We start from the raw sequence: 17,698 nt of genomic DNA, 5'->3' as shown, positions 1-17,698 counted from the left end.
ATGTGATGAGACGAAGCAGAAATGAAGTGGCACGCTGGAGAATGTTACGTCAGGTACACCGCCGTCGTGCACGTTGGCTGGAAGGGCAGTCACGTCGCTATAAACGTATCCATGCCATTCGTCATCAGGTGGCGCAGCAGCATCGCCGATCTATCCTGTTCATCACGCAGAATATGTAAATGGCTTACGCGGCCGTTAAGCGCCGCGTAACACCAGAGAGACATTGACGATCTGTAATGCGGCCGCCAGCACGACTAACATCACAATGTGCTGCCGGGCCTGGCGCCAGCCTTGCTGACGCCAAATCCAGAGTGCTCTGCCAATCAGCGTTAACACCGCTACCAGCAGTAAAACAGACTGCCACATCGATTAAAATACGCGCTTGAACGGTTTGACCGCCACTTTCTCATACACGCCAGCGGCAATGTACGGGTCGTCATTAGCCCAGGATTGTGCGGTTTCCAGCGAGGAAAACTCGGCAATGATCACTGAGCCGGTAAAGCCTGCCGGACCCGGATCGTTGCTATCGACAGCAGGCAATGGGCCAGCAGCGATCAGCCGACCTTCATCCTGCAGTAACTGCAAGCGCGCGAGATGCGCAGGGCGTACGGAATTGCGTTTTTCCAGTGAATCTGCGGTATCTTCCGCATAAATGACGTAAAGCACGATGGGGTACTCCCGTTAGACTTGCCGAAATTGCGAGACACGTTAAGTGATCGTTAATCAGAGTGCAAATGAAAGATAAATCCACCGTCATATAGCGCAATCTCCGCTAAAAAACGCCTTTCTGCGAGTGGCTTACACATCGCTTATTGAAACTGATTGCTATTTGCATTTAAAATCTGCGCTTCACTCAATGAATATGACTGATATGACGACGTTGACTACGCCTCTTCCTACACGTACCCCCGTAGCTATGATCTTGTCCGTGGTACTCCACGGCTCGCTGATTGCGGGCATTCTCTATGCATCGTTTCATCAGACCATTGAGGTTCCGAAAGCATCCCAGCCAATCAGCGTGACCATGGTGGCACCTGAAGTGCAGCCAGAACCGGCCCCCGCGGTGGTGACGCCGCCGCCAGAGCCCGAACCTGAGCCGGAAGTTGCACCCGAGCCGCCTAAAGTCGAGCCGGTGCCGATTCCGAAACCTGAACCAAAGCCCAAGCCAAAACCTAAGCCGAAGGTAGAGAAAAAGGTCGAGCCGAAGCCACGTAAGGAAGTGAAGCCGCAGGAGAATCCGGTCAAGCAGGATATCCCGACCACTCAGACGCGTCCGACCACGGCACCGAAGAGTAATCCAGCGCCAACGCAAACCGTCTCTGACGGGCCTAAGGCGATGAACGTGAGCAAACCTGCCTATCCGGCGCGTGCGTTTGCGTTACGCGTGGAAGGGCGTGTACGCGTGCAATTCGATGTGGATAGCGACGGTCGTGTCGATAATGTGGAGATTCTTTCTGCCGAACCGCGCAACATGTTCGAGCGTGAAGTGAAGCAGGCCATGAAGAAGTGGCGTTATCAGCCGGGTCGTCCTGGCAAAGGCTTGACCATGAACATAGTGTTCCGCATTAACGGCGGTGCTAACATCGAGTAAGCCTGGGTTGAAGGCAAAGAAAAAGCGGTCATTGACCTAATGCTTGTCAGTTAAGATCTTAATGGAGGCCGCAACGGATAACGTTGTGGCCTCTTTTTTACCGCCCTTGGGTAATGCCGCACTCTTCTTTCCGGCAGCACCAGCCCTGGAGCCATCGCCATTATCTCTTCCATTATCCGCGGTATTTTTCCCGGTGAGATGCCCGGTAGCAGGCTCAGATGACTTCTCAGATACAGTGCGGACTGCTTAAAACTCATCTGATAAGGTTCCACGCCTTTCAGGCTGTACGCCATCTGCGCCATCATGAACCTCAGAAGGTTATAGGCCAGGACCACGCCCCACAGCTCCTGACGCACAAGTTCTGGCTTTTTGCTTCTCAGCGTCAGCTCATTATTCAGCAGGTGTTGTTTCATCTCGCGGAACCCATGCTCTATTTCCCAGCGATGGCCGTATAAATCCACGACATCTGCTTTGGGATACCTCAGGGGGTCGCACATGGATGTCAGGATTTGAACCGTTTTTCCGTTGAGTTCTTTGCTGATAAGCCTTGCCGTCAGCGTGTCTGCAGCACCCTGCCATTTTTTCTTCGCCTGCGGCGACAGCTGTAATTCCACCAACTCCTGCCCGGCTCCTAAGCTACGGACTACACGGTACTGTGCTCCTTTGCGCAGCGGCAGCATCCAGTGTCTTTCCGTTCCCGCTGACTGCCAGGCGTGCAGCAGACCCAGCGCATAAAAACCTTTATCAAAGAGGGTCAGAGAGTGGTCGGGGGTCTGTGGGATAAGCTGAGCGGCAAGATCGGCTTCGCCGACAGCTGAGACGCTGTCGAACGCTGCTGCTGACAGCAGGTGACTGGTGACTTCCATCTGACAGACCATTCGCACCTGCGGCCACTCAGAGCACTTATTAATATTGGCCGTTCGCCCGAAGGCGGCATCATTCTCTGGTGTGTCAGGGGTACGCCATACGGTGCCATCCACCGCCATCAGAGTCAGTCCGTTCCAGTGCGACAGCGGTGTCTTTTCAAACCACAGGCGCTGCGTTTTCTCAAACATTAACCGGATAACATCTTCTCCAAATCGCTGCCGGGCCTGCACAACCGCGCTGGGCGCAACAAAGGGCCTTTTCCCCGGCAGAAGGATATCCAGGTGTGAGACGAGCTGAGTCATCGAATGGGAGCGAAAAAGTGCCATGCCGGTCACAGCCCAGACCATCATTTCCATCGATAACCGGCGCTTTCGTAACGTTACTGTCCCGGTATCCGCGAGACACTCGTCAATAAGTTCAGGAGAAAGGAGATCAGAAAGCGTCGAGAACTCCTGAGGAGTAAAGTTATGAACAATATCGAGAGCCTGACTGAGAAGCATAAAAAAAATCCGTAATCCCTGAGAGATTACGGATTCTTGCAGAACTGCCGGATCGTTCAACCGATCATTTTTGTCTTAACTGATCGGCATTAAGCACCAGTAAGCCGTTATTAATCGCCTCCTGGCTGAGCAGCAAGTCACCAATTGAAACGCCGTGTCCACTGATCGCCGCCATCGTGCCCTGTTCCAGCGTATCGAACAGTTTGCCTTGCCACAGATTGATAGCCGGTGCATCAACTGCCCCCTGTGACCACCTCAGCCAGTCGCGGCGATCGTGTGAAGGGTGAATCAATTCACAACTTGCCAATTGCGTTTGTGCCTGTCGTTCCAGTGCGGGGGCGCAAATCGGAATTAACCACTCCTGAAACAGCAAATGGCATTCAGTGTCTGCACCAAAATGGCCGTCGCCCAACAAGATGGCGCAGTCAAAAGGTTCACGGGCAAAATCGACGTTGTCGGTGTCCATCCAAACGCTGGTAATCTGCACTTCAGGTGTTGAGTTTTGCTCGCGATAGAGTTGGAGTGCATCCAGCAGCCACCGCATGGTCAGTGTCGAAGGGGCCTTGAGACGGAGTTGATGACCCTGCTGCGTGAAGGCGGCGCAAGCTTGCTCTAAAGAGGCAAATCCGGCCTGTAATTGTGCCGCTAATACGCTACCGGCAGCGCTGATTTCGACCCTGGGGCCTTTACGGACAAACAGTTGGCAATCGAACCACGCTTCAAGGGTGCGGATGTGGCGGCTAATCGCACCAGGGGTGACGTTGAGTGCCGCAGCGGCCTGGCTAAAAGACCCCAATTGCGACGCACTGGCAAAGGCGCGCAACGCGTAAAGTGGAGGAAGCGTCATAAGGCAAACTCAATATTGAGTAAAACTCACATTCAACGGCATTTTAAAGCGTTTTTCTATGTGGAAACGAAAAGCCATACTGGCGACCTTCTAATACGTTTCAGGTCGTTGCCATGAACTTCTCACTGCTGCTGGCGTATATGCTGGCGATTTTATTGCTGTTAATAACGCCAGGCCCGGTGGTGGCGCTGATCACGGGCACGGCCGCGCGTCACGGTTATCGCCGCGCTTTTGCCACAGTGGTGGGCACTAACGCGGCATCACTGGTGTTGATTGCGCTGGCTGCACTGATGTTGACGGGATTGGTCTCTCTCGATCCCTTGAGTTTGCAAGTCGCCGGGTTGCTGGGTTCCCTGTTTATTGGCGTGATTGCATGGCGAGGCTTACGTGCTGCGACAAGTGCAACCGCCCACCGGCCTGCAGCACAGGGGGGATTGCTTAAAGGCTTTGTGGTGGGCATCTCTAATCCAAAAGATATTCTGTTTTTTGCCGCGCTGTTTCCACAGTTTATCGCCATCACGCCCGATCTGAGCAGCAGCCTGATCACCCTGGCGCTGGTGTGGATGGCCTTCGATTTTGCGGTGCTGGCGTTTTATATCATCACCGTAAAGCGCTGGCTGCCGGGAGCACATCAGCAGCGCCTGGAGCGGATATCAATGCTGATGTTGTTGCTGATCGCGCTGGCGGGAGCGTTCTACAACCTGAGGCAATTGTTGTTATAGCGTGGTATTGAAGATTTCACCCGTAGCGCCGATAACGCATAGCGAATGGCTGCATGGAGCAGCAGACTAAAGGGAAAGTAATGAAAAAAGCATTGATAGCGTTAGCGGTTTTAACCCTGGCAGGGTGCGCCAGACCTTATGGATCAGCCGATACCATCATCAATCAGCAAATGGTGACACCGGATGCCAGCAAGAAGCAGACACCGGTGACTGTTACGCGCCTCAAGCAGTTTATTGGAAGTGCCAGCGGTGGAACCTGCAAATTCGTGGTGAACGTGGATGGTCAGGATGTCGCGATGTTGCGTCAAAACCAGTTTGTCACTGCTTATCTGGAAAATGGTCTGCACAAGTTGCGCGTCAGTAATGACTGTTCAGTGATGAGTCTGGGGATGCGCAAGTCGCTGGATATTGTGGCTGACGGCACGCCACAGGAGTACGTCACAGAAGTAGGCTTCTGGGGACAGTACCGCATGTGGCGCACTAAATAAGTTACAGGTCGATCACCCGATTGCGCGATTAAATGCGTGAGCAGCACAGCGCGATAAACTGTTCAGCGGCTGGCGCTGGTTTTTTTTGTTTCCCCCCTCAGGCAATCCTCTTCAAATACCCGCAGATTGAAAGCGTGCACATCTTCTACCTGGACCCGCAGCTCGACGTTGCGGGTATTCATGGTGATGTTCCTGCCATTGGCTCACGAGGGCGACTGAAAGACTTCATTTTTATCAGGACATTGTGAATAATTAGCTCTGTACAAATCCATCCGACAGAATTCAATCAAGTGTTGCAAAAAACAGTACAGGTGATGCATGAGTCCGTTTTCCCGCTTTTCCGTTTACTTTGCAGAAGTGGCTCGCAGCGGCAGCTTACGTAAAGCCGCCGAGAAACTGCACGTCTCCGCGTCCGCCATTAACCGGCAGATCCTGCAGGCGGAAGAGAGCTTTGGTACGCCGCTGTTTGAGCGTTTGCCGGATGGGCTGCGGATGACCACCGCCGGTGAGTTGTTGTACGACGATGTGATGCGCTGGCAGCGCGAATTTCGCGTTACGTGCCAGCGTTTCGACGATATACAGGGTTTGAAGCGCGGTAACGTCAGCGCGGGTCTGGTGCAATCACTGACTAAGGGACCGGTGGCTGATGCGATTGCGGATATTGCACGTGAACATCAGTGGCTGCGGCTGGAACTTACCGTCGACAACAGCCACGCCATCAGCCAATTGATTCGACAGTCTGCGATTGATTTTGGCTTGATCCTGGATCCGGCGGGACAGAGTGGACTGGATGTGTTGGCGTTTGCGGAACTGGATATGGGTATAGTCATGGCGCCCGATCATCCATTGAGCCAGTGCGATGCGCTATCGCTCAGTCAATTGAGCCAGGAACGGCATATCATTCCTGGTGATTCGCTGGTGGTCCATGAACGGGTCGATGCGCTATACCGCAAGCAGGGCATGGCGCCGGATAACATTATTGCCTGCAACGATATTCGCCTGATACGCAGTTTGGTTGCTCAGGGCACTGGCGTATGCGTGCTGAGTTTGTTGGATGTGATGACTGAAGTGCAGGAGCAGCAACTGTGCTTTGTGCCGCTGAAAAACAGCGTGATGCGTCCGCTGACGTTGGCCCTTTGTACTGCGCCATCCCGACAGTTATCGCGGGCGGCGCAGAGGGTGATTCAGCGCATCACACAGGTTATCGATGAGATGGCGCGTTAAGCGTCCGATGCCTGTTTCGGAAATTTATTGCGCAGTTTCTGCAGTTTTGCCGGGATATTCATCATACAGAAGGCGTTTTCTTGTCCTTCTTTCTCCCAGAAGTTTTGATGATAGTCTTCGGCTGCGTACCACTCGGCTAACGGTTCCAGCTTTGTCACCAGCGGCTTGCTGAGTTCGGCAGCGGCACGCGCTATCCCTTGTTCAGCGGCAACGCGCTGTGCATCGCTGGTCGGAAACAGTGCGGAACGATAACGTGAACGCACCACGCCGTCTTTGATGTTTTCCTGCGTGGCATCATGTGTCGCGAAGTGGATGTCGAGCAAATCGTCGTAACTGACGAGATCGGGATCGAACTCGATTTTCACCGCCTCGGCGTGACCGGTGGTGTCGCTGTAAACTTGATCGTAAGTGGGTGACGAGACATGGCCGCCGATATAACCACTTTCCACGCTCAATACACCATGGATGGATTGGAAAATCGCTTCAGTACACCAAAAGCAGCCGCCGGCAAAAATGGCTTGTTCACGCATCAGTCTAAGTTCCGGATAAAAAAAGTGACGTTACCTTACACGGCGGTGAAAAGTAACGCCACTGCATTGGCGCATCCTGAATGCCTGTCAGCGCGCTAAGCCGCACTCAGGCTTCAATTGCTGCGTAATCGCCTGTGCCTTCAGGCCATGGCGTGAGCAAATCGAAGCCGGTCTCGGTCACAGCAAGGGTGTGTTCCCACTGCGCCGACAGCGAGCGATCTTTTGTCACCACCGTCCAGCCATCAGATAAAACACTGGTGCCTGCTTTGCCGGCATTGATCATTGGCTCGATGGTAAAGATCATGCCTGCCTGCAACTTAATCCCTGTGCCCGGCGTACCGTAGTGCAGAATCTGAGGCTCGTCGTGATAAATCTCACCAACACCGTGACCGCAATATTCACGCACCACTGAAAATCCGGCTTTCTCCGCCACCTGTTGGATCGCGGCGCCGATATCACCCAATGTCGCGCCGGGTTTGACGACTTTAATGCCCGCCACCATCGATTCGTAGGTGATATCGACCAGACGTTTAGCGCGCACCGATGGTTCACCCACGTAATACATGCGGCTGGTATCACCGTACCAGCCATCTTTGATGATGCCGACGTCGATGTTGACGATATCGCCATTCTTGAGCTTCTTCTCACCTGGAATGCCATGGCACACCACGTGGTTTACCGAGGTACAGGTGGTGCGTGTATAGCCGTGATAACCAACATTCGCGGGAACAACCTTCAGTTCATTGACAATATAGTCATGGCAAATGGCGTCCAGTTCATCTGTGGTCACGCCGGGTTTGACGTAAGGGGTGATGATTTCGAGCACTTTTGCCGCGGCGTGTCCGGCAGCGCGTGCCAGTTCGATTTCTTCAGCGGAATGTAGTTTGATGGTCATTGCGCGATTCCCTGCGAGGTTAATGTAGGCTGGTCAAGCAGCTGCGCTAAATCTGCGCCGCCGTCACGTTCGACACGCATCAACAGGCGCGTCAGTTCCTGAAGGTTGAGGTCAGGATAAAGCTCAGCCAGCATGCCAATCTTCATCCAGTGTTCTGCCTGCGCATTGATGGAACGGCTTAACGCCGTGCTCGCGATACGCAGATTCTCATGCATCAGATCAGAAATTTTTACGATACCCATTATGCGATCCGTATATGAAACATAGTCGTTTTGCATATAGGTTACGCTGCGTCCGGATAAGATGGAAGGGGAAATGTTGGGAAGTTTGCCGTGACCCTGCATAGCATCTCCACCTCTTAGCCGTTTAAGCCTGCTACGGCGTGACAGGGTGGCGTGATGTGTGGAGGAAAAGATAGACTAAAGAAAAAATACCCTGCGAAGCGGCTTTATAATCGTTGCAGAGTAATATCTCTGGATTTCCCCAGAGCAGGGTGGTGAAAGTTCGGGATTTGAAACCTTAGCTAAAATAAAATAATCCCATTATTGAGAGATTAAGCTAATAAGCGAGACGCATCATTAAGAGAAAACCTGGACCGACTTAGCGATAGGGCAGGAATATATATGCCGTGACGCATCGCTTATTTGATGCTTTTCTGTGCTTGTTGAATTACGGACAAAAGACTGAATTCTATGCGGTAATTATTAAATCCTATTAATGCGTGCGCCATTGAGAAATCTCTGAGCAGCCGTCATCCTTGTTATCAATTTACGCCTCGCTTGAATGGGATGAAGGATACCTTTACTCAGTTTTCATGTAAGATTTTTGTAAAGATATTTCAGCATGACAAACCGTGATGGCGAGCATAATATGGTGATATTGACCGGTTAATAATGAGCAAAATAGACGCAAAATGGCGGATATTCTCCTTAATGATAATGAAGTTATTCTTTTGAGTTCAGCATTGCTATCCGTGCCAATGGAATGGGCGAGTGCAAATGAGCATAACTAACGAATTGAAGCCAGGCTGCATCACGCTCCAGGCACTTCGGAATCCGGATATCTGCCGTGACGATGTACTGAGCAAATTCACTGATTTGGTCAGTAAAACGCTGGATGTTCCCAGCAGTTTCATCTCTGTCCTTGACGATGATTTCCAATACATCAAAGCTGCGCACAACTTTAACGTCGGTGAAACGTTGCGTGCCGATTCATTGTGTCAGTACGTGGTCGAGGGGGATCAACCGCTGGTGGTGCCCGATACCCAACTGGACGCCTGTTTTTCCGTCAATCCTTTTGTTATAGGTGAACCTTTTGTTCGCTTTTATGCGGGCGTGCCACTAAAGAGCCAGGAAGGGCTGGTCTTAGGCACGCTGTGCGTGGTGGATAGCAAACCACATACCTTTAGCGCTGAAAAGCTGGCGACGATGACGTTGCTATCACAGCTGGTTATTTCCTTTCTTGAAGCCTGGCATTCTGTCGGTTTTACCGATTTGGTTACAGGATTGCCTAACCGACAGCAACTGATTAGAGACCTGCAAGCCTTGCGTAATGCGGGTGATAACACGCGGTATCGACTGGTGTTAATCGACTGCATCGATATGCCGCGAGCCTATGAGCTGGCGCGTTCGTTGGGCATGGCACCTGTCGAAGGGCTCCTCAAAGATATGGCAACGTTACTGCCGCTACGTCTGCGTCCCGGCAAAAATGAACTGCTCTATACCGTGGCAACCGGGCGGTTCGCGCTATTAACTCAACAAGAAAGTCCATTGTGCGCCGAGTGGGTTGCGCGACGCATGGAAGGCGTACGCGCCGAGATTGGAGAAGGTTTATCGGTCGATTTGGCGACACATACCGGTGAAACCCTCTTTTCGCCGTCAGAAATTTCCGCTCAGGAAGCGCTGCGTCGAGCCGTTAGTGCCTTGCATGAAGCCATTTGTCGCGGGATCCCGTGTATGAACTTCAGTGAGGAAAACGATGAGCGGCGTACGGATGACTTTACTCTCGTCAACGACCTGGCCACTGCTGTAAGGCACAACCATGGATTGTATCTGGTGTTCCAGCCGAAAATCTGTCTGAGCAGCGGTTTACCGATTGGGCTCGAAGCGCTGATCCGATGGCGCCATCCCACCCGAGGTGAACTTTCTCCTTCAGTTTTCATCCCGCTCGCGGAACAAACCACGCTGCTGCAAGAGATCACCGAATGGGTCATTGATAAAACCATTGAGCGGTTGAAACGGCTCAACGGGCAAGGTATCCAGTTGCCTGTCACGGTGAACGTTAGCGTGCGCGACTTTAGCCAGGAAAGTTTTGCTGACAGGCTCGAGAATAAGATGATCAAGGCACGTCTGCCGACGAATCTGCTCGGCATTGAGTGCCTGGAAACTGAGCGCATCATCGAAAGCGCGGCGGCCATTAAGGGACTGGAAATGTTGAAACTGCGCGGTTTTGGTATTGCGCTGGATGATTTCGGCACCGGTTACAGCAATATCAGCTACCTACGAAAAATGCCTCTGGATGTGGTCAAACTCGACCGTTCGATTGTCGGCGGACTTGCCACGGATACCGCGTCACGCATCATCACCCGCAGCATTATCGCTATGCTCAAAGAACTGGATTATGTGGTGTTAGCGGAAGGCGTGGAAAATATTGAGACGCTCGAAGCGTTAAAAGAGTTCGGTTGCGATCAGGCGCAGGGGTTCTTTCATTCCCGCCCGTTACCTGAAAGCGAACTGGATAATTGGTTGCGCTGGAAGTTAGGGTGATGCGTCTGTCCTGACTTCACCGGTTCCTGCCTCACCCATTGCCAGAGCACTGGCGCTGGCGGGATCAAACAGCGACAGACTCTCGATTTGTTCCACCATAATCACTTTACGAAACGCTAAAGCTGTTTTGGGTTTCGACATGAAATCAATTTGGTGCTGATGATACCAACGGCTGTAATTGTGCTCAACGGCGAGATTTAGCGTACGTGAATCGCGATAACCGCTGAGCATCGGTATTAATACAATATTGGCCGTGCTGGCATATTCGAAGGTGGCGGCATGAATCATGCCAATGTAGATGCGTCGGGATTTTAGCGTTATCCAGGCTAACTCACCGTCTTCCATACACTGCAACAACATCTGTTCAATACCGTTCGAACGTGACAATCGCTGATAGAGGTCGCGGCGGCTGCTGGCGGTTAATCGCGCGCTGCCAGCCCAGTTTGAGCGATACACACAAAACAGCACGGCAAAGGCGAGCATAATCACGACCGGTGCCTGAATACCCAGGAAGCTCCAGGTCATAAAATCCACATGCCAACGAGCATGCACCAGGCGGGTAAGTGCAAAAGTATTATTGATCGCTGAAGCGGCGAGTAATATCAGCCAGACAATCCCGGTGGCAAACACGCCCTGTAAGACAAAAATACAACCATAAAGGGCAATTAAAAAGTAGACATCCCAGCCAAAGGAACGCTTTATTTTTAAGCGACTCGACATGTCCCGGCTGGTGTACCAATAGCCACACACCATCAGCACCATAAATATTGCCGTTCCCATTTAGATATCCTTCAAGGTTTTGACATGATGGGCAAAATCGCGCTGAACTTTGGGACTTAACGGATTAACCGAAGCGTTTCCATCTTCATCAATAATGATCCTGTCACCCTCCTGAATGGATTCTTTCATATCTTGCTGGCTCATCACTTGTAGCAATGACTCAGGGCTCTTGAAGAGGGCGATAACAAAGTGAAACATGTTATTTTCCAATTAATTTGGGTACCGAGAGTATGGCACACTATCCGATGTGAATTTGGGTTAGTGACTTGAATAATAGGCGTGTTTTCGAACTTACGGATTAATCTGTCTAAAAATCTGAAGTAAGCGAGACCGTAGGGGAATGGAAAAATTTGCCAGTTTTAATAATGAATGGCTTAGGCGTTCAGCATTCATTTCCTGTCGTTAAAATTAGACTACAATAAGAAAGACATTAAATATGAGGTTAATTATGAAATATCATCATACGAATGAACAACGTAATAAAGAAGGGGATGTGCATAAGGAATTTCCCGAAGCCGCCCCCAATGTCGGCAATGCGTATGAAGAGGATGACCATCCGGCAAAAGACAACCCTGAAGATCATGGAGAGATTCCGCGCACGCGCGATGATAGTAAAGATCACAAGCAGGATCCTTATCAGGATAAATAGCCTCGCTGACAATTAATCTCACCCGACATTTAAACAACATCTCTTTAATTATAGGGTGTGCTTAATCAATTGAAATTGTTGGTTAATCACCCTGTAATTTCGAAATAAACGAAGCATGTAGTTTATAAAGTAAGCTTTTCTAGTGGTTAAAATATTTTATAAAATATCCTACGCTTGATTCACAAAATCGGTTATTTTCTGCACCGTATCAATCATCACCCCACTAAACTACTTATACCCAATCAGGGTGAATGGAGGTATATATGTCAGAACGTCCAGATCCAGATGATGTTAAGCCGCTGCCTGGCGACGATTTACCCTTACCCGATGAAGAGGATGATGAGACTGACGATCGTGATTTACCTGATGATCAAAATCCGATGATCTGATTCTCAATTCAGAGCCGCGGAAGCGGCTCTTTTGCGTGATTTGTAAGGGTATTATTGCGGTACAGCATTTCAATCATTGGATGATGCATCATCTTTGATGTATTGCCGTATCGCTTCATGCATGGCTCGGTTACGGTCAACTTCCAGTCCGCGCTCTTCATACTCTTTAGCCATGTTAATAATGACTTCATCATATTTCCCTTTGAAGGTGATGTTATTCACCGCGACCTGTTTAATCATCAGTTCACGCAACACCTCAGTTTCGATTTTTAAACGCTGAACCGTTTCTTCAAGTTCCTTTATTCTTTCTTCGGTGGACATTATCACTCCCTATTAAGTTATGTAGATTAAGCGAGCCACATTATTGAAAAGAATATGGCATTGAAAAGCCTATAACTCAAGCCTCACCATTCGCATCATATTAAGCGAGCCGTAAAGCACAGATTGGAGAGCGATAACCTAACATTTGGTTTATATTGACGGCGCAAATTAACGAGCCGCAATGATTGATGCGAATGAATAACGCGGCAGCGCTGGAACCCTCTTATGATGAACATCTTCGCCCTGATACTGGCCATTGCTGTGGTTTTTAGCGGCCTGAGTTGGACATACAGGCTTTGGGCTTTGACGCGCATCACCCTTGAGAAAAACCAGGCAGAATCTTCGCTCATACAGCAGGGTAAAACTCAGCGCCTCCCGAGTTGGCTGGATACGCCCGCATCGCTCTTTCCGTTACTGGTCATCGTGTTACTGGTTCGGGCCTTTGGCTGGGAGCCTTTTCGCATTCCTTCTGGATCCATGATGCCAACTCTCCTCACCGGCGACTGGGTGCTGGCAGATAAATATTCATACGGGCTTCGAAATCCATTCAATCAGAAAACGTTGCTTGCCACCGGATACCCTAAACGTGGTGATATTGCGATATTTGCGTTTCCTCAGGACGAAACGCAGTTGTTCATTAAAAGAGTTATCGGTTTGCCCGGTGACAAAGTCATCTTCAATCCAGCCTCACAACAGCTCACTGTTTTCCCTTTTTGCCAGGACCATCAATCTTGTGCACCTGCGCTAGCCATTCATTACAGTGCGCTCAAAGCGGGCGAGTTCGTCGAGACTGCCGGAATGCATCCGGGCTTTTATGCCAGACCAATTGGCGAGGAAAAGCCTGATGAACAGCGTCTATTGATGGGCACTGAAACGCTAGCGGCGGTGACGCATCGCATTTTGCAGAAGCCTGAATGGACTGTTTCAGCATCGGCGTTTTTCCATCAACCAGGTCAGCAGCCTGGAGAGTGGGTGGTGCCGGCGGATAGCTATTTTATGATGGGTGATAATCGTAACAACAGCTATGACAGCCGCTATTGGGGTTTTGTCCCTGAGCGTAATCTGGTGGGCAAAGCGGTGGCGATTGGATTTAGTATGGAAAAACAGGAAGGGCAGTGGCCGACAGGCTTGAGGCCAGGTCGCATCGGGCGGATCCATTAAGAGAAGATGCCAGTCCCTGGCAGAACAAATCCTAAAGCGCTTTACTCAGACTTTGTTGGAGGACGGCGACTTATCTTGCCTCCTTTCCGACCCGCTTCAACGGCGCGTTCAGGGTCGTTTCTGAAGTTGCCTCCACTGGCTTTGCCTCCCGCTTTGCCAGCTTCTCTTGCGCGTGCCGGATCGTTAGCAAAATTCCCTGCACCGCCTCTGTAGCTCTGTTGTTTCATAGGAAGACCTCATATCAATGTTCCGTGAGAGATAAGGACTAGCTAGTCACTCCATAATTTTAGTGCGCGATTGCGGCTTCGCCAGCGCGGGGTAATTAATATTTTGTAGTCTTTATCGCACAAAAAAAGAAATGTTGTCCGATTTCAAATAGCCACTAATCACGATTAAATGGTTTTTTAATTGTTTAAGTAATAAACATGAAAATATTAAATGTTGAAGTCAATTTCTGGGCCGCGCTTGGCTTAGAAAAACTATTGATATCTGCAGGTTACCAATTCTTATCCTGCTCATCTTTATGTGATGCAAAAAAAATATTAATCGATCAATCTATCGAAGTAATGATTATTGAGTTAAAAACTGAAGCGGATGATATTGAATCTTCCTATGCGTTTTTACGCCTGTTGCAGGCACTTTATCCTTGTATCCGCGTGTTGGTACTGACCGACATTAATGATGCTGCGCTGCTTAATTTTCTTGCCCATGAATTTCATTCGGTTTTATTTCTGACAAAAAAAGCCTCATTAGCCAGCATTGTTCAAAACATCAATACACTCGCTGAGAAGAGACCGCATACATCAACACGCAGCCGTGTTCCATCGCTCTCGCTGCAAGAATTTCACATGCTGAAATGGCTTGCCCGATACAGCAGTCAGCAGGACATTGCCTTGCGTGTCAGACTGAATAACAAAACCATCAGTCACTATAAGCGATCGATTTACACTAAACTGAATTGTGAGAATAATGTTCAGTTTCATCATCGGCTTACGCAATACGGGTTTAATCGAACCCATGTCGATTAATACCTCTACTGACTGTATCCCTCGCTCATAACGCCCTGTTATGCCCGGTCAGTAAAGGGTGCTTTTTGCCTGAGGCTTGAGAATTCCGGCCCGCAGGAGGAAGATATTCCCCTTTGCCAGGGCCGGGAATAGCCATGCTGATCACCTCCGAAAACACGCGCACTTTTAATACGGATACCCGACTCGCCTGCACGCTGGCGGCTGTGGCGGGCGCGCTGAACACAGCTGCATTTGAAACCGTCGGTTTTTTCTCTGCCAACATGACGGGCAACGTCTCGTCACTTTCCGATCATCTGGCGAAAGCAAATCTGCATGTCGGATTGTTCTTCCTGCTCATCGTGCTGCTCTTTATAGCGGGTTCTTCTGTCTCGACCCTGATTATCAACTCCGGACGCAGGCGACAAATTCGCGGGATTTATGCCATCAACATCCTGCTGGAAGGCGTGGCACTATTCGCGCTGGGCGTCATTGAGAGTTGGTTCAGCTTTAGTGAATCGGGCGTATTGCTGGTGCTCAGTTTGAGTTTTTTGATGGGATTACAAAACGCCGTGGTGACCCGGATTTCCAACGCACGCGTGCGCACCACTCATGTCTCCGGTACCGCTACCGACATTGGCATTGAGTTGGCCATGTTGTTTGATGTGCTACGCCGTAAAGAATCCCCGAAAGATGCGCCGCTCTATATCGAGCGTTTAAAACTGCACTTCTTCACGGTGATGGCATTCCTGTTCGGCGGCGTGCTGGGTATTCTGCTGCTGAACGCGCTGAGCTATAAACTGTTAATTTTGATTGGTGTGATGCTATCTGCCCTCGCTTTGTCAGCATTACAACGTGCCGGGCATGCGCTGCACTCCTGAACAATAATTGACGCGCTTCACACATTTCAGCGCGATTTTTGAAAACTGCTTGCTACTTTTTGGCAATGCTCAGCAAGATAACCGTCATTAAGGATTGTTACTGTTCGGCAGGCAAAACCTGAGGCGCGCCCTTTCTCGATAGCAGAGGGCGCGCCTCAGGTTTTTTTTTGCGCGAAATTTGAGGCGTTTTGCAGGAGAAAGGAAGATGCAATATCAGGAACTGGCAGATGACATTGTGGCTGGCGTGGGGGGAAAAGATAACATTATCAGCGTGATGCACTGCGCAACGCGCCTGCGCTTCAAATTAAAAGAGAGCCAAAAAGCGCATACCGCCGAGTTGAAAAATAATCCTGGCGTGATCATGGTGGTGGAGAGCGGGGGACAGTATCAGGTGGTGATCGGCAACCAGGTTGCGGAGGTCTACCGCGCGTTAACGGCACGCTATGCCCTCGACCATGCCGATAACGTGGAGGACACTACGCCACAAAACCTGTTTGCCCGTTTTATCGATCTGGTTTCCGGCATTTTTACACCCTTTATTGGTGTGATGATTGCGACAGGCATCATCAAGGGACTGCTGGCGTTGGCGCTGGTGCTCGGTGTGATGGACGCGAGCAGCGGCAGCTACAAAGTGCTGTTTGTTGCCAGTGATGGACTCTTTTACTTCCTGCCGATTCTGCTCGGCTACAGCGCCGGGAAAAAATTTGGCGGTAACCCCTTTGTCAGCATGGCGATTGCCGCAGCGCTGGTGCATCCGTTGATACTTGAAGCGATGCAACAGCAGCAGGCAGGAAAGCCACTGACCTTTGTCGGTATCCCGCTGGAAATACTCAATTACAGCTCCTCGGTGATCCCGATTATCTTTGCTGCTTGGGTCTCAAGCCTGATTGAGCGTTGGGTACATCCGCGTTCACCCGGTGCGGTGCGTAACTTCACTACGCCGCTGGTGTGCTTGCTAATCACCGTGCCGCTCACTTTTCTGGCGATTGGCCCAGCAGCCACCTGGCTCAGCCGCTTGCTGGCGGAGGGCTATCTGTGGATTTACAGCCTCAGCCCCATGGTTGCAGGTGCGGTGATGGGCGCCATCTGGCAAATCTGTGTGATATTTGGTTTGCACTGGGGACTGGTGCCGATCATGCTCAACAATCTGGCCAACTTCGGTCACGACACCCTACTGCCATTACTGATGCCGGCGGTATTAGGACAGGCGGGCGCGACATTGGGGATCTTCCTGCGCACGCGTGATATCAAACTCAAAGCGATGGCTGGCTCGGCATTCACTGCCAGCATTTTTGGTATCACTGAACCCGCAGTGTATGGCGTTACGCTGCCACGTCGTCGTCCGTTTATCTTCGGCTGTATCGGTGGCGCGCTGGGTGCCGCCATTCTGGGCTTCTGGCACACCACTATTTACTCCTTTGGCTTCCCCAGTATTTTCACGTTTATTCAGGTCGTGCCCAGCACGGGTATTGATGCCAGCGTGCTGGCGTCCTTTGCCGGTGCAGCGGTCGCGCTAGTTTTCGCCTGTGCCATGACCTATGTGTTTGGTTTACGAGAGTCTGCGGCACAACCCGTTGTGGCTGAACCCGTCGCCGATCCCGCGCCTGCGACATTAACGCGCCGTGAAAGCGTGGTGAGCCCGATTGCGGGTGACGTGTTGCCGCTGGAGAAAGTCAAAGATGAAACTTTCGCCAGCGGTTTACTCGGCAAGGGCGCGGCCATTCTGCCGCACATGGGCCGCGTAGTATCGCCGGTCAATGGCGTAGTTTCCTCCATGTTCCGCACCGGACATGCGATTGGACTGACGTCAGATCAAGGCGCGGAAGTGCTGATTCATGTTGGACTCGATACCGTCAAACTCGACGGGCAATATTTCCATCCTCATGTACAAAACGATCAGCCAGTGAAAGTGGGCGATGTGCTATTGGAGTTTGATATCGAGGCGATCAAAAACGCTGGATTCGACCTCACCACACCGGTGCTGGTGAGCAACAGCGATGAATTTGTTGATGTATTAACCCTGAACAACAGCGCAGTGAGTGAAGGCTCGCCGCTGCTGGCCGTGCTGAAATAACCAAGGAGCA

23 protein-coding genes and 1 pseudogene are annotated in these 17,698 nt (G+C 50.8%); 12 read left to right on the top strand and 12 right to left on the bottom strand.

Translation table 11 applies throughout. The features are described from left to right. The first annotated feature begins 5 nt into the window (after positions 1 to 5). Positions 6 to 179 carry a YciY family protein gene (locus tag F3J37_RS23045; protein WP_097117257.1) on the top strand — a complete coding sequence of 58 codons (174 nt, stop codon included), beginning with the start codon at positions 6 to 8 and terminating at the stop codon, positions 177 to 179. 16 nt (positions 180 to 195) lie between these two features. Here the strand turns inward: F3J37_RS23045 and F3J37_RS23040 are convergent, their stop codons facing one another. Further along, complete coding sequence (locus F3J37_RS23040; RefSeq protein WP_166936081.1) at positions 196 to 366, bottom strand: hypothetical protein; 171 nt, start codon at positions 364 to 366, stop codon at positions 196 to 198. Positions 367 to 369: 3 nt separating this feature from the next. Further along, positions 370 to 666 carry a YciI family protein gene (locus F3J37_RS23035; RefSeq protein WP_039334626.1) on the bottom strand — a complete coding sequence of 99 codons (297 nt, stop codon included), beginning with the start codon at positions 664 to 666 and terminating at the stop codon, positions 370 to 372. A gap of 205 nt (positions 667 to 871) precedes the next feature. Between F3J37_RS23035 and tonB the strand changes: the two genes are divergently transcribed. Then, on the top strand, positions 872 to 1,591 hold the full coding sequence (gene tonB / locus F3J37_RS23030; protein WP_202403655.1) for a TonB system transport protein TonB: 720 nt from the start codon (positions 872 to 874) through the stop codon (positions 1,589 to 1,591). Between the two features lie 50 nt (positions 1,592 to 1,641). On the opposite strand, the gene F3J37_RS23025 is transcribed toward tonB, so the two are convergent. Beyond that, a complete protein-coding gene (locus F3J37_RS23025) occupies positions 1,642 to 2,958 on the bottom strand; it encodes an IS4 family transposase (RefSeq protein ID WP_166936079.1) in 1,317 nt (438 codons plus the stop codon). A 64-nt stretch (positions 2,959 to 3,022) separates the two neighbouring features. After that, positions 3,023 to 3,805: a LysR family transcriptional regulator gene (locus tag F3J37_RS23020; protein WP_166936077.1), complete on the bottom strand. Its 783-nt coding sequence runs from the start codon at positions 3,803 to 3,805 to the stop codon at positions 3,023 to 3,025. 113 nt (positions 3,806 to 3,918) lie between these two features. On the opposite strand from F3J37_RS23020, the gene F3J37_RS23015 reads away from it, so the two are divergent. Beyond that, on the top strand, positions 3,919 to 4,527 hold the full coding sequence (locus F3J37_RS23015) for a LysE family translocator (RefSeq protein ID WP_166936075.1): 609 nt from the start codon (positions 3,919 to 3,921) through the stop codon (positions 4,525 to 4,527). Between the two features lie 80 nt (positions 4,528 to 4,607). Further along, the gene (locus F3J37_RS23010) at positions 4,608 to 5,015 is read left to right on the top strand and encodes a hypothetical protein (protein WP_166936073.1); all 408 of its coding nucleotides are present in this window, start codon (positions 4,608 to 4,610) and stop codon (positions 5,013 to 5,015) included. A gap of 80 nt (positions 5,016 to 5,095) precedes the next feature. Here the strand turns inward: F3J37_RS23010 and F3J37_RS28190 are convergent. Beyond that, a pseudogene (locus F3J37_RS28190) lies at positions 5,096 to 5,188 on the bottom strand (hypothetical protein); the annotation flags it as partial. Positions 5,189 to 5,333: 145 nt separating this feature from the next. On the opposite strand from F3J37_RS28190, the gene F3J37_RS23005 reads away from it, so the two are divergent. Continuing rightward, positions 5,334 to 6,239, top strand: a complete 906-nt coding sequence (locus F3J37_RS23005) for a LysR family transcriptional regulator (protein ID WP_034822648.1) — start codon at positions 5,334 to 5,336, stop codon at positions 6,237 to 6,239. Here F3J37_RS23005 and msrA read toward each other — a convergent pair. The 3 genes from msrA to F3J37_RS22990 all read right to left on the bottom strand — a co-directional run bounded on the left by msrA (position 6,236) and on the right by F3J37_RS22990 (position 7,906). Beyond that, positions 6,236 to 6,772 (bottom strand): peptide-methionine (S)-S-oxide reductase MsrA, encoded by a 537-nt coding sequence (msrA, locus tag F3J37_RS23000; RefSeq protein ID WP_160867177.1) that lies wholly within the window; start codon positions 6,770 to 6,772, stop codon positions 6,236 to 6,238. The two genes, F3J37_RS23005 and msrA, sit on opposite strands and share 4 nt — an antisense overlap. Before the next feature lie 103 nt (positions 6,773 to 6,875). After that, positions 6,876 to 7,664, bottom strand: a complete 789-nt coding sequence (gene map / locus F3J37_RS22995; RefSeq protein ID WP_166936071.1) for a type I methionyl aminopeptidase — start codon at positions 7,662 to 7,664, stop codon at positions 6,876 to 6,878. Then, positions 7,661 to 7,906, bottom strand: coding sequence for a ParD-like family protein (locus F3J37_RS22990; protein ID WP_034822655.1), 246 nt, complete (start codon positions 7,904 to 7,906; stop codon positions 7,661 to 7,663). Before F3J37_RS22990 ends, map begins: the two co-directional genes overlap by 4 nt. Before the next feature lie 756 nt (positions 7,907 to 8,662). Here F3J37_RS22990 and F3J37_RS22985 point away from each other — a divergent pair. Further along, complete coding sequence (locus F3J37_RS22985; RefSeq protein ID WP_166936069.1) at positions 8,663 to 10,429, top strand: sensor domain-containing phosphodiesterase; 1,767 nt, start codon at positions 8,663 to 8,665, stop codon at positions 10,427 to 10,429. On the opposite strand, the gene F3J37_RS22980 is transcribed toward F3J37_RS22985, so the two are convergent. Then, positions 10,421 to 11,209 (bottom strand): hypothetical protein, encoded by a 789-nt coding sequence (locus tag F3J37_RS22980; RefSeq protein ID WP_166936067.1) that lies wholly within the window; start codon positions 11,207 to 11,209, stop codon positions 10,421 to 10,423. The genes F3J37_RS22985 and F3J37_RS22980 overlap by 9 nt on opposite strands. Continuing rightward, positions 11,210 to 11,407, bottom strand: coding sequence for a hypothetical protein (locus tag F3J37_RS22975; RefSeq protein ID WP_034822666.1), 198 nt, complete (start codon positions 11,405 to 11,407; stop codon positions 11,210 to 11,212). 250 nt (positions 11,408 to 11,657) lie between these two features. Between F3J37_RS22975 and F3J37_RS22970 the strand changes: the two genes are divergently transcribed. Together F3J37_RS22970 and F3J37_RS28410 are read left to right on the top strand one after the other, a co-directional pair. Continuing rightward, positions 11,658 to 11,858, top strand: coding sequence for a hypothetical protein (locus F3J37_RS22970; protein WP_166936065.1), 201 nt, complete (start codon positions 11,658 to 11,660; stop codon positions 11,856 to 11,858). A 263-nt stretch (positions 11,859 to 12,121) separates the two neighbouring features. Then, positions 12,122 to 12,247, top strand: coding sequence for a hypothetical protein (locus F3J37_RS28410; protein WP_255464806.1), 126 nt, complete (start codon positions 12,122 to 12,124; stop codon positions 12,245 to 12,247). Between the two features lie 69 nt (positions 12,248 to 12,316). On the opposite strand, the gene F3J37_RS22965 is transcribed toward F3J37_RS28410, so the two are convergent. Continuing rightward, a complete protein-coding gene (locus tag F3J37_RS22965) occupies positions 12,317 to 12,568 on the bottom strand; it encodes a hypothetical protein (RefSeq protein ID WP_034822671.1) in 252 nt (83 codons plus the stop codon). 225 nt (positions 12,569 to 12,793) lie between these two features. Between F3J37_RS22965 and lepB the strand changes: the two genes are divergently transcribed. Next, on the top strand, positions 12,794 to 13,729 hold the full coding sequence (gene lepB / locus F3J37_RS22960; RefSeq protein ID WP_166936063.1) for a signal peptidase I: 936 nt from the start codon (positions 12,794 to 12,796) through the stop codon (positions 13,727 to 13,729). A 41-nt stretch (positions 13,730 to 13,770) separates the two neighbouring features. Here the strand turns inward: lepB and F3J37_RS22955 are convergent, their stop codons facing one another. Next, a complete protein-coding gene (locus tag F3J37_RS22955; RefSeq protein ID WP_072016973.1) occupies positions 13,771 to 13,956 on the bottom strand; it encodes a con-10 family general stress protein in 186 nt (61 codons plus the stop codon). Between the two features lie 198 nt (positions 13,957 to 14,154). Here F3J37_RS22955 and F3J37_RS22950 point away from each other — a divergent pair, with 198 nt between their 5' ends. From F3J37_RS22950 to bglF, 3 genes are all read left to right on the top strand, one after another. Continuing rightward, positions 14,155 to 14,757 carry a helix-turn-helix transcriptional regulator gene (locus F3J37_RS22950; RefSeq protein ID WP_166936061.1) on the top strand — a complete coding sequence of 201 codons (603 nt, stop codon included), beginning with the start codon at positions 14,155 to 14,157 and terminating at the stop codon, positions 14,755 to 14,757. A 134-nt stretch (positions 14,758 to 14,891) separates the two neighbouring features. Next, positions 14,892 to 15,614: a YoaK family protein gene (locus F3J37_RS22945; RefSeq protein ID WP_058961215.1), complete on the top strand. Its 723-nt coding sequence runs from the start codon at positions 14,892 to 14,894 to the stop codon at positions 15,612 to 15,614. A gap of 205 nt (positions 15,615 to 15,819) precedes the next feature. Further along, on the top strand, positions 15,820 to 17,688 hold the full coding sequence (gene bglF, locus F3J37_RS22940) for a PTS beta-glucoside transporter subunit IIABC (protein WP_166936059.1): 1,869 nt from the start codon (positions 15,820 to 15,822) through the stop codon (positions 17,686 to 17,688). The last annotated feature ends 10 nt before the right edge of the window (positions 17,689 to 17,698 follow it).

Source organism: Candidatus Pantoea communis (assembly GCF_011752685.1).
GTDB lineage: Bacteria > Pseudomonadota > Gammaproteobacteria > Enterobacterales > Enterobacteriaceae > Pantoea > Pantoea communis.
This window is presented reverse-complemented; position numbering and strand designations above follow the sequence as displayed.

Bases quoted from the DNA above. Each gene is read 5' to 3' on its own strand.
- F3J37_RS22990 (WP_034822655.1), bottom strand. From the start codon at position 7,906: ATGGGTATCGTAAAAATTTCTGATCTGATGCATGAGAATCTGCGTATC.
- F3J37_RS23020 (WP_166936077.1), bottom strand. From the start codon at position 3,805: ATGACGCTTCCTCCACTTTACGCGTTGCGCGCCTTTGCCAGTGCGTCG.
- F3J37_RS22980 (WP_166936067.1), bottom strand. From the start codon at position 11,209: ATGGGAACGGCAATATTTATGGTGCTGATGGTGTGTGGCTATTGGTAC.
- F3J37_RS23005 (WP_034822648.1), top strand. From the start codon at position 5,334: ATGAGTCCGTTTTCCCGCTTTTCCGTTTACTTTGCAGAAGTGGCTCGC.
- map (WP_166936071.1), bottom strand. From the start codon at position 7,664: ATGACCATCAAACTACATTCCGCTGAAGAAATCGAACTGGCACGCGCT.
- F3J37_RS22965 (WP_034822671.1), bottom strand. From the start codon at position 12,568: ATGTCCACCGAAGAAAGAATAAAGGAACTTGAAGAAACGGTTCAGCGT.
- F3J37_RS22950 (WP_166936061.1), top strand. From the start codon at position 14,155: ATGAAAATATTAAATGTTGAAGTCAATTTCTGGGCCGCGCTTGGCTTA.
- F3J37_RS28410 (WP_255464806.1), top strand. From the start codon at position 12,122: ATGTCAGAACGTCCAGATCCAGATGATGTTAAGCCGCTGCCTGGCGAC.
- F3J37_RS23010 (WP_166936073.1), top strand. From the start codon at position 4,608: ATGAAAAAAGCATTGATAGCGTTAGCGGTTTTAACCCTGGCAGGGTGC.
- bglF (WP_166936059.1), top strand. From the start codon at position 15,820: ATGCAATATCAGGAACTGGCAGATGACATTGTGGCTGGCGTGGGGGGA.
- F3J37_RS22985 (WP_166936069.1), top strand. From the start codon at position 8,663: ATGAGCATAACTAACGAATTGAAGCCAGGCTGCATCACGCTCCAGGCA.
- F3J37_RS23040 (WP_166936081.1), bottom strand. From the start codon at position 366: ATGTGGCAGTCTGTTTTACTGCTGGTAGCGGTGTTAACGCTGATTGGC.
- F3J37_RS22955 (WP_072016973.1), bottom strand. From the start codon at position 13,956: ATGAAACAACAGAGCTACAGAGGCGGTGCAGGGAATTTTGCTAACGAT.
- tonB (WP_202403655.1), top strand. From the start codon at position 872: ATGACGACGTTGACTACGCCTCTTCCTACACGTACCCCCGTAGCTATG.
- lepB (WP_166936063.1), top strand. From the start codon at position 12,794: ATGATGAACATCTTCGCCCTGATACTGGCCATTGCTGTGGTTTTTAGC.
- F3J37_RS23015 (WP_166936075.1), top strand. From the start codon at position 3,919: ATGAACTTCTCACTGCTGCTGGCGTATATGCTGGCGATTTTATTGCTG.
- F3J37_RS22970 (WP_166936065.1), top strand. From the start codon at position 11,658: ATGAAATATCATCATACGAATGAACAACGTAATAAAGAAGGGGATGTG.
- F3J37_RS23025 (WP_166936079.1), bottom strand. From the start codon at position 2,958: ATGCTTCTCAGTCAGGCTCTCGATATTGTTCATAACTTTACTCCTCAG.
- F3J37_RS23045 (WP_097117257.1), top strand. From the start codon at position 6: ATGAGACGAAGCAGAAATGAAGTGGCACGCTGGAGAATGTTACGTCAG.
- F3J37_RS22975 (WP_034822666.1), bottom strand. From the start codon at position 11,407: ATGTTTCACTTTGTTATCGCCCTCTTCAAGAGCCCTGAGTCATTGCTA.
- F3J37_RS22945 (WP_058961215.1), top strand. From the start codon at position 14,892: ATGCTGATCACCTCCGAAAACACGCGCACTTTTAATACGGATACCCGA.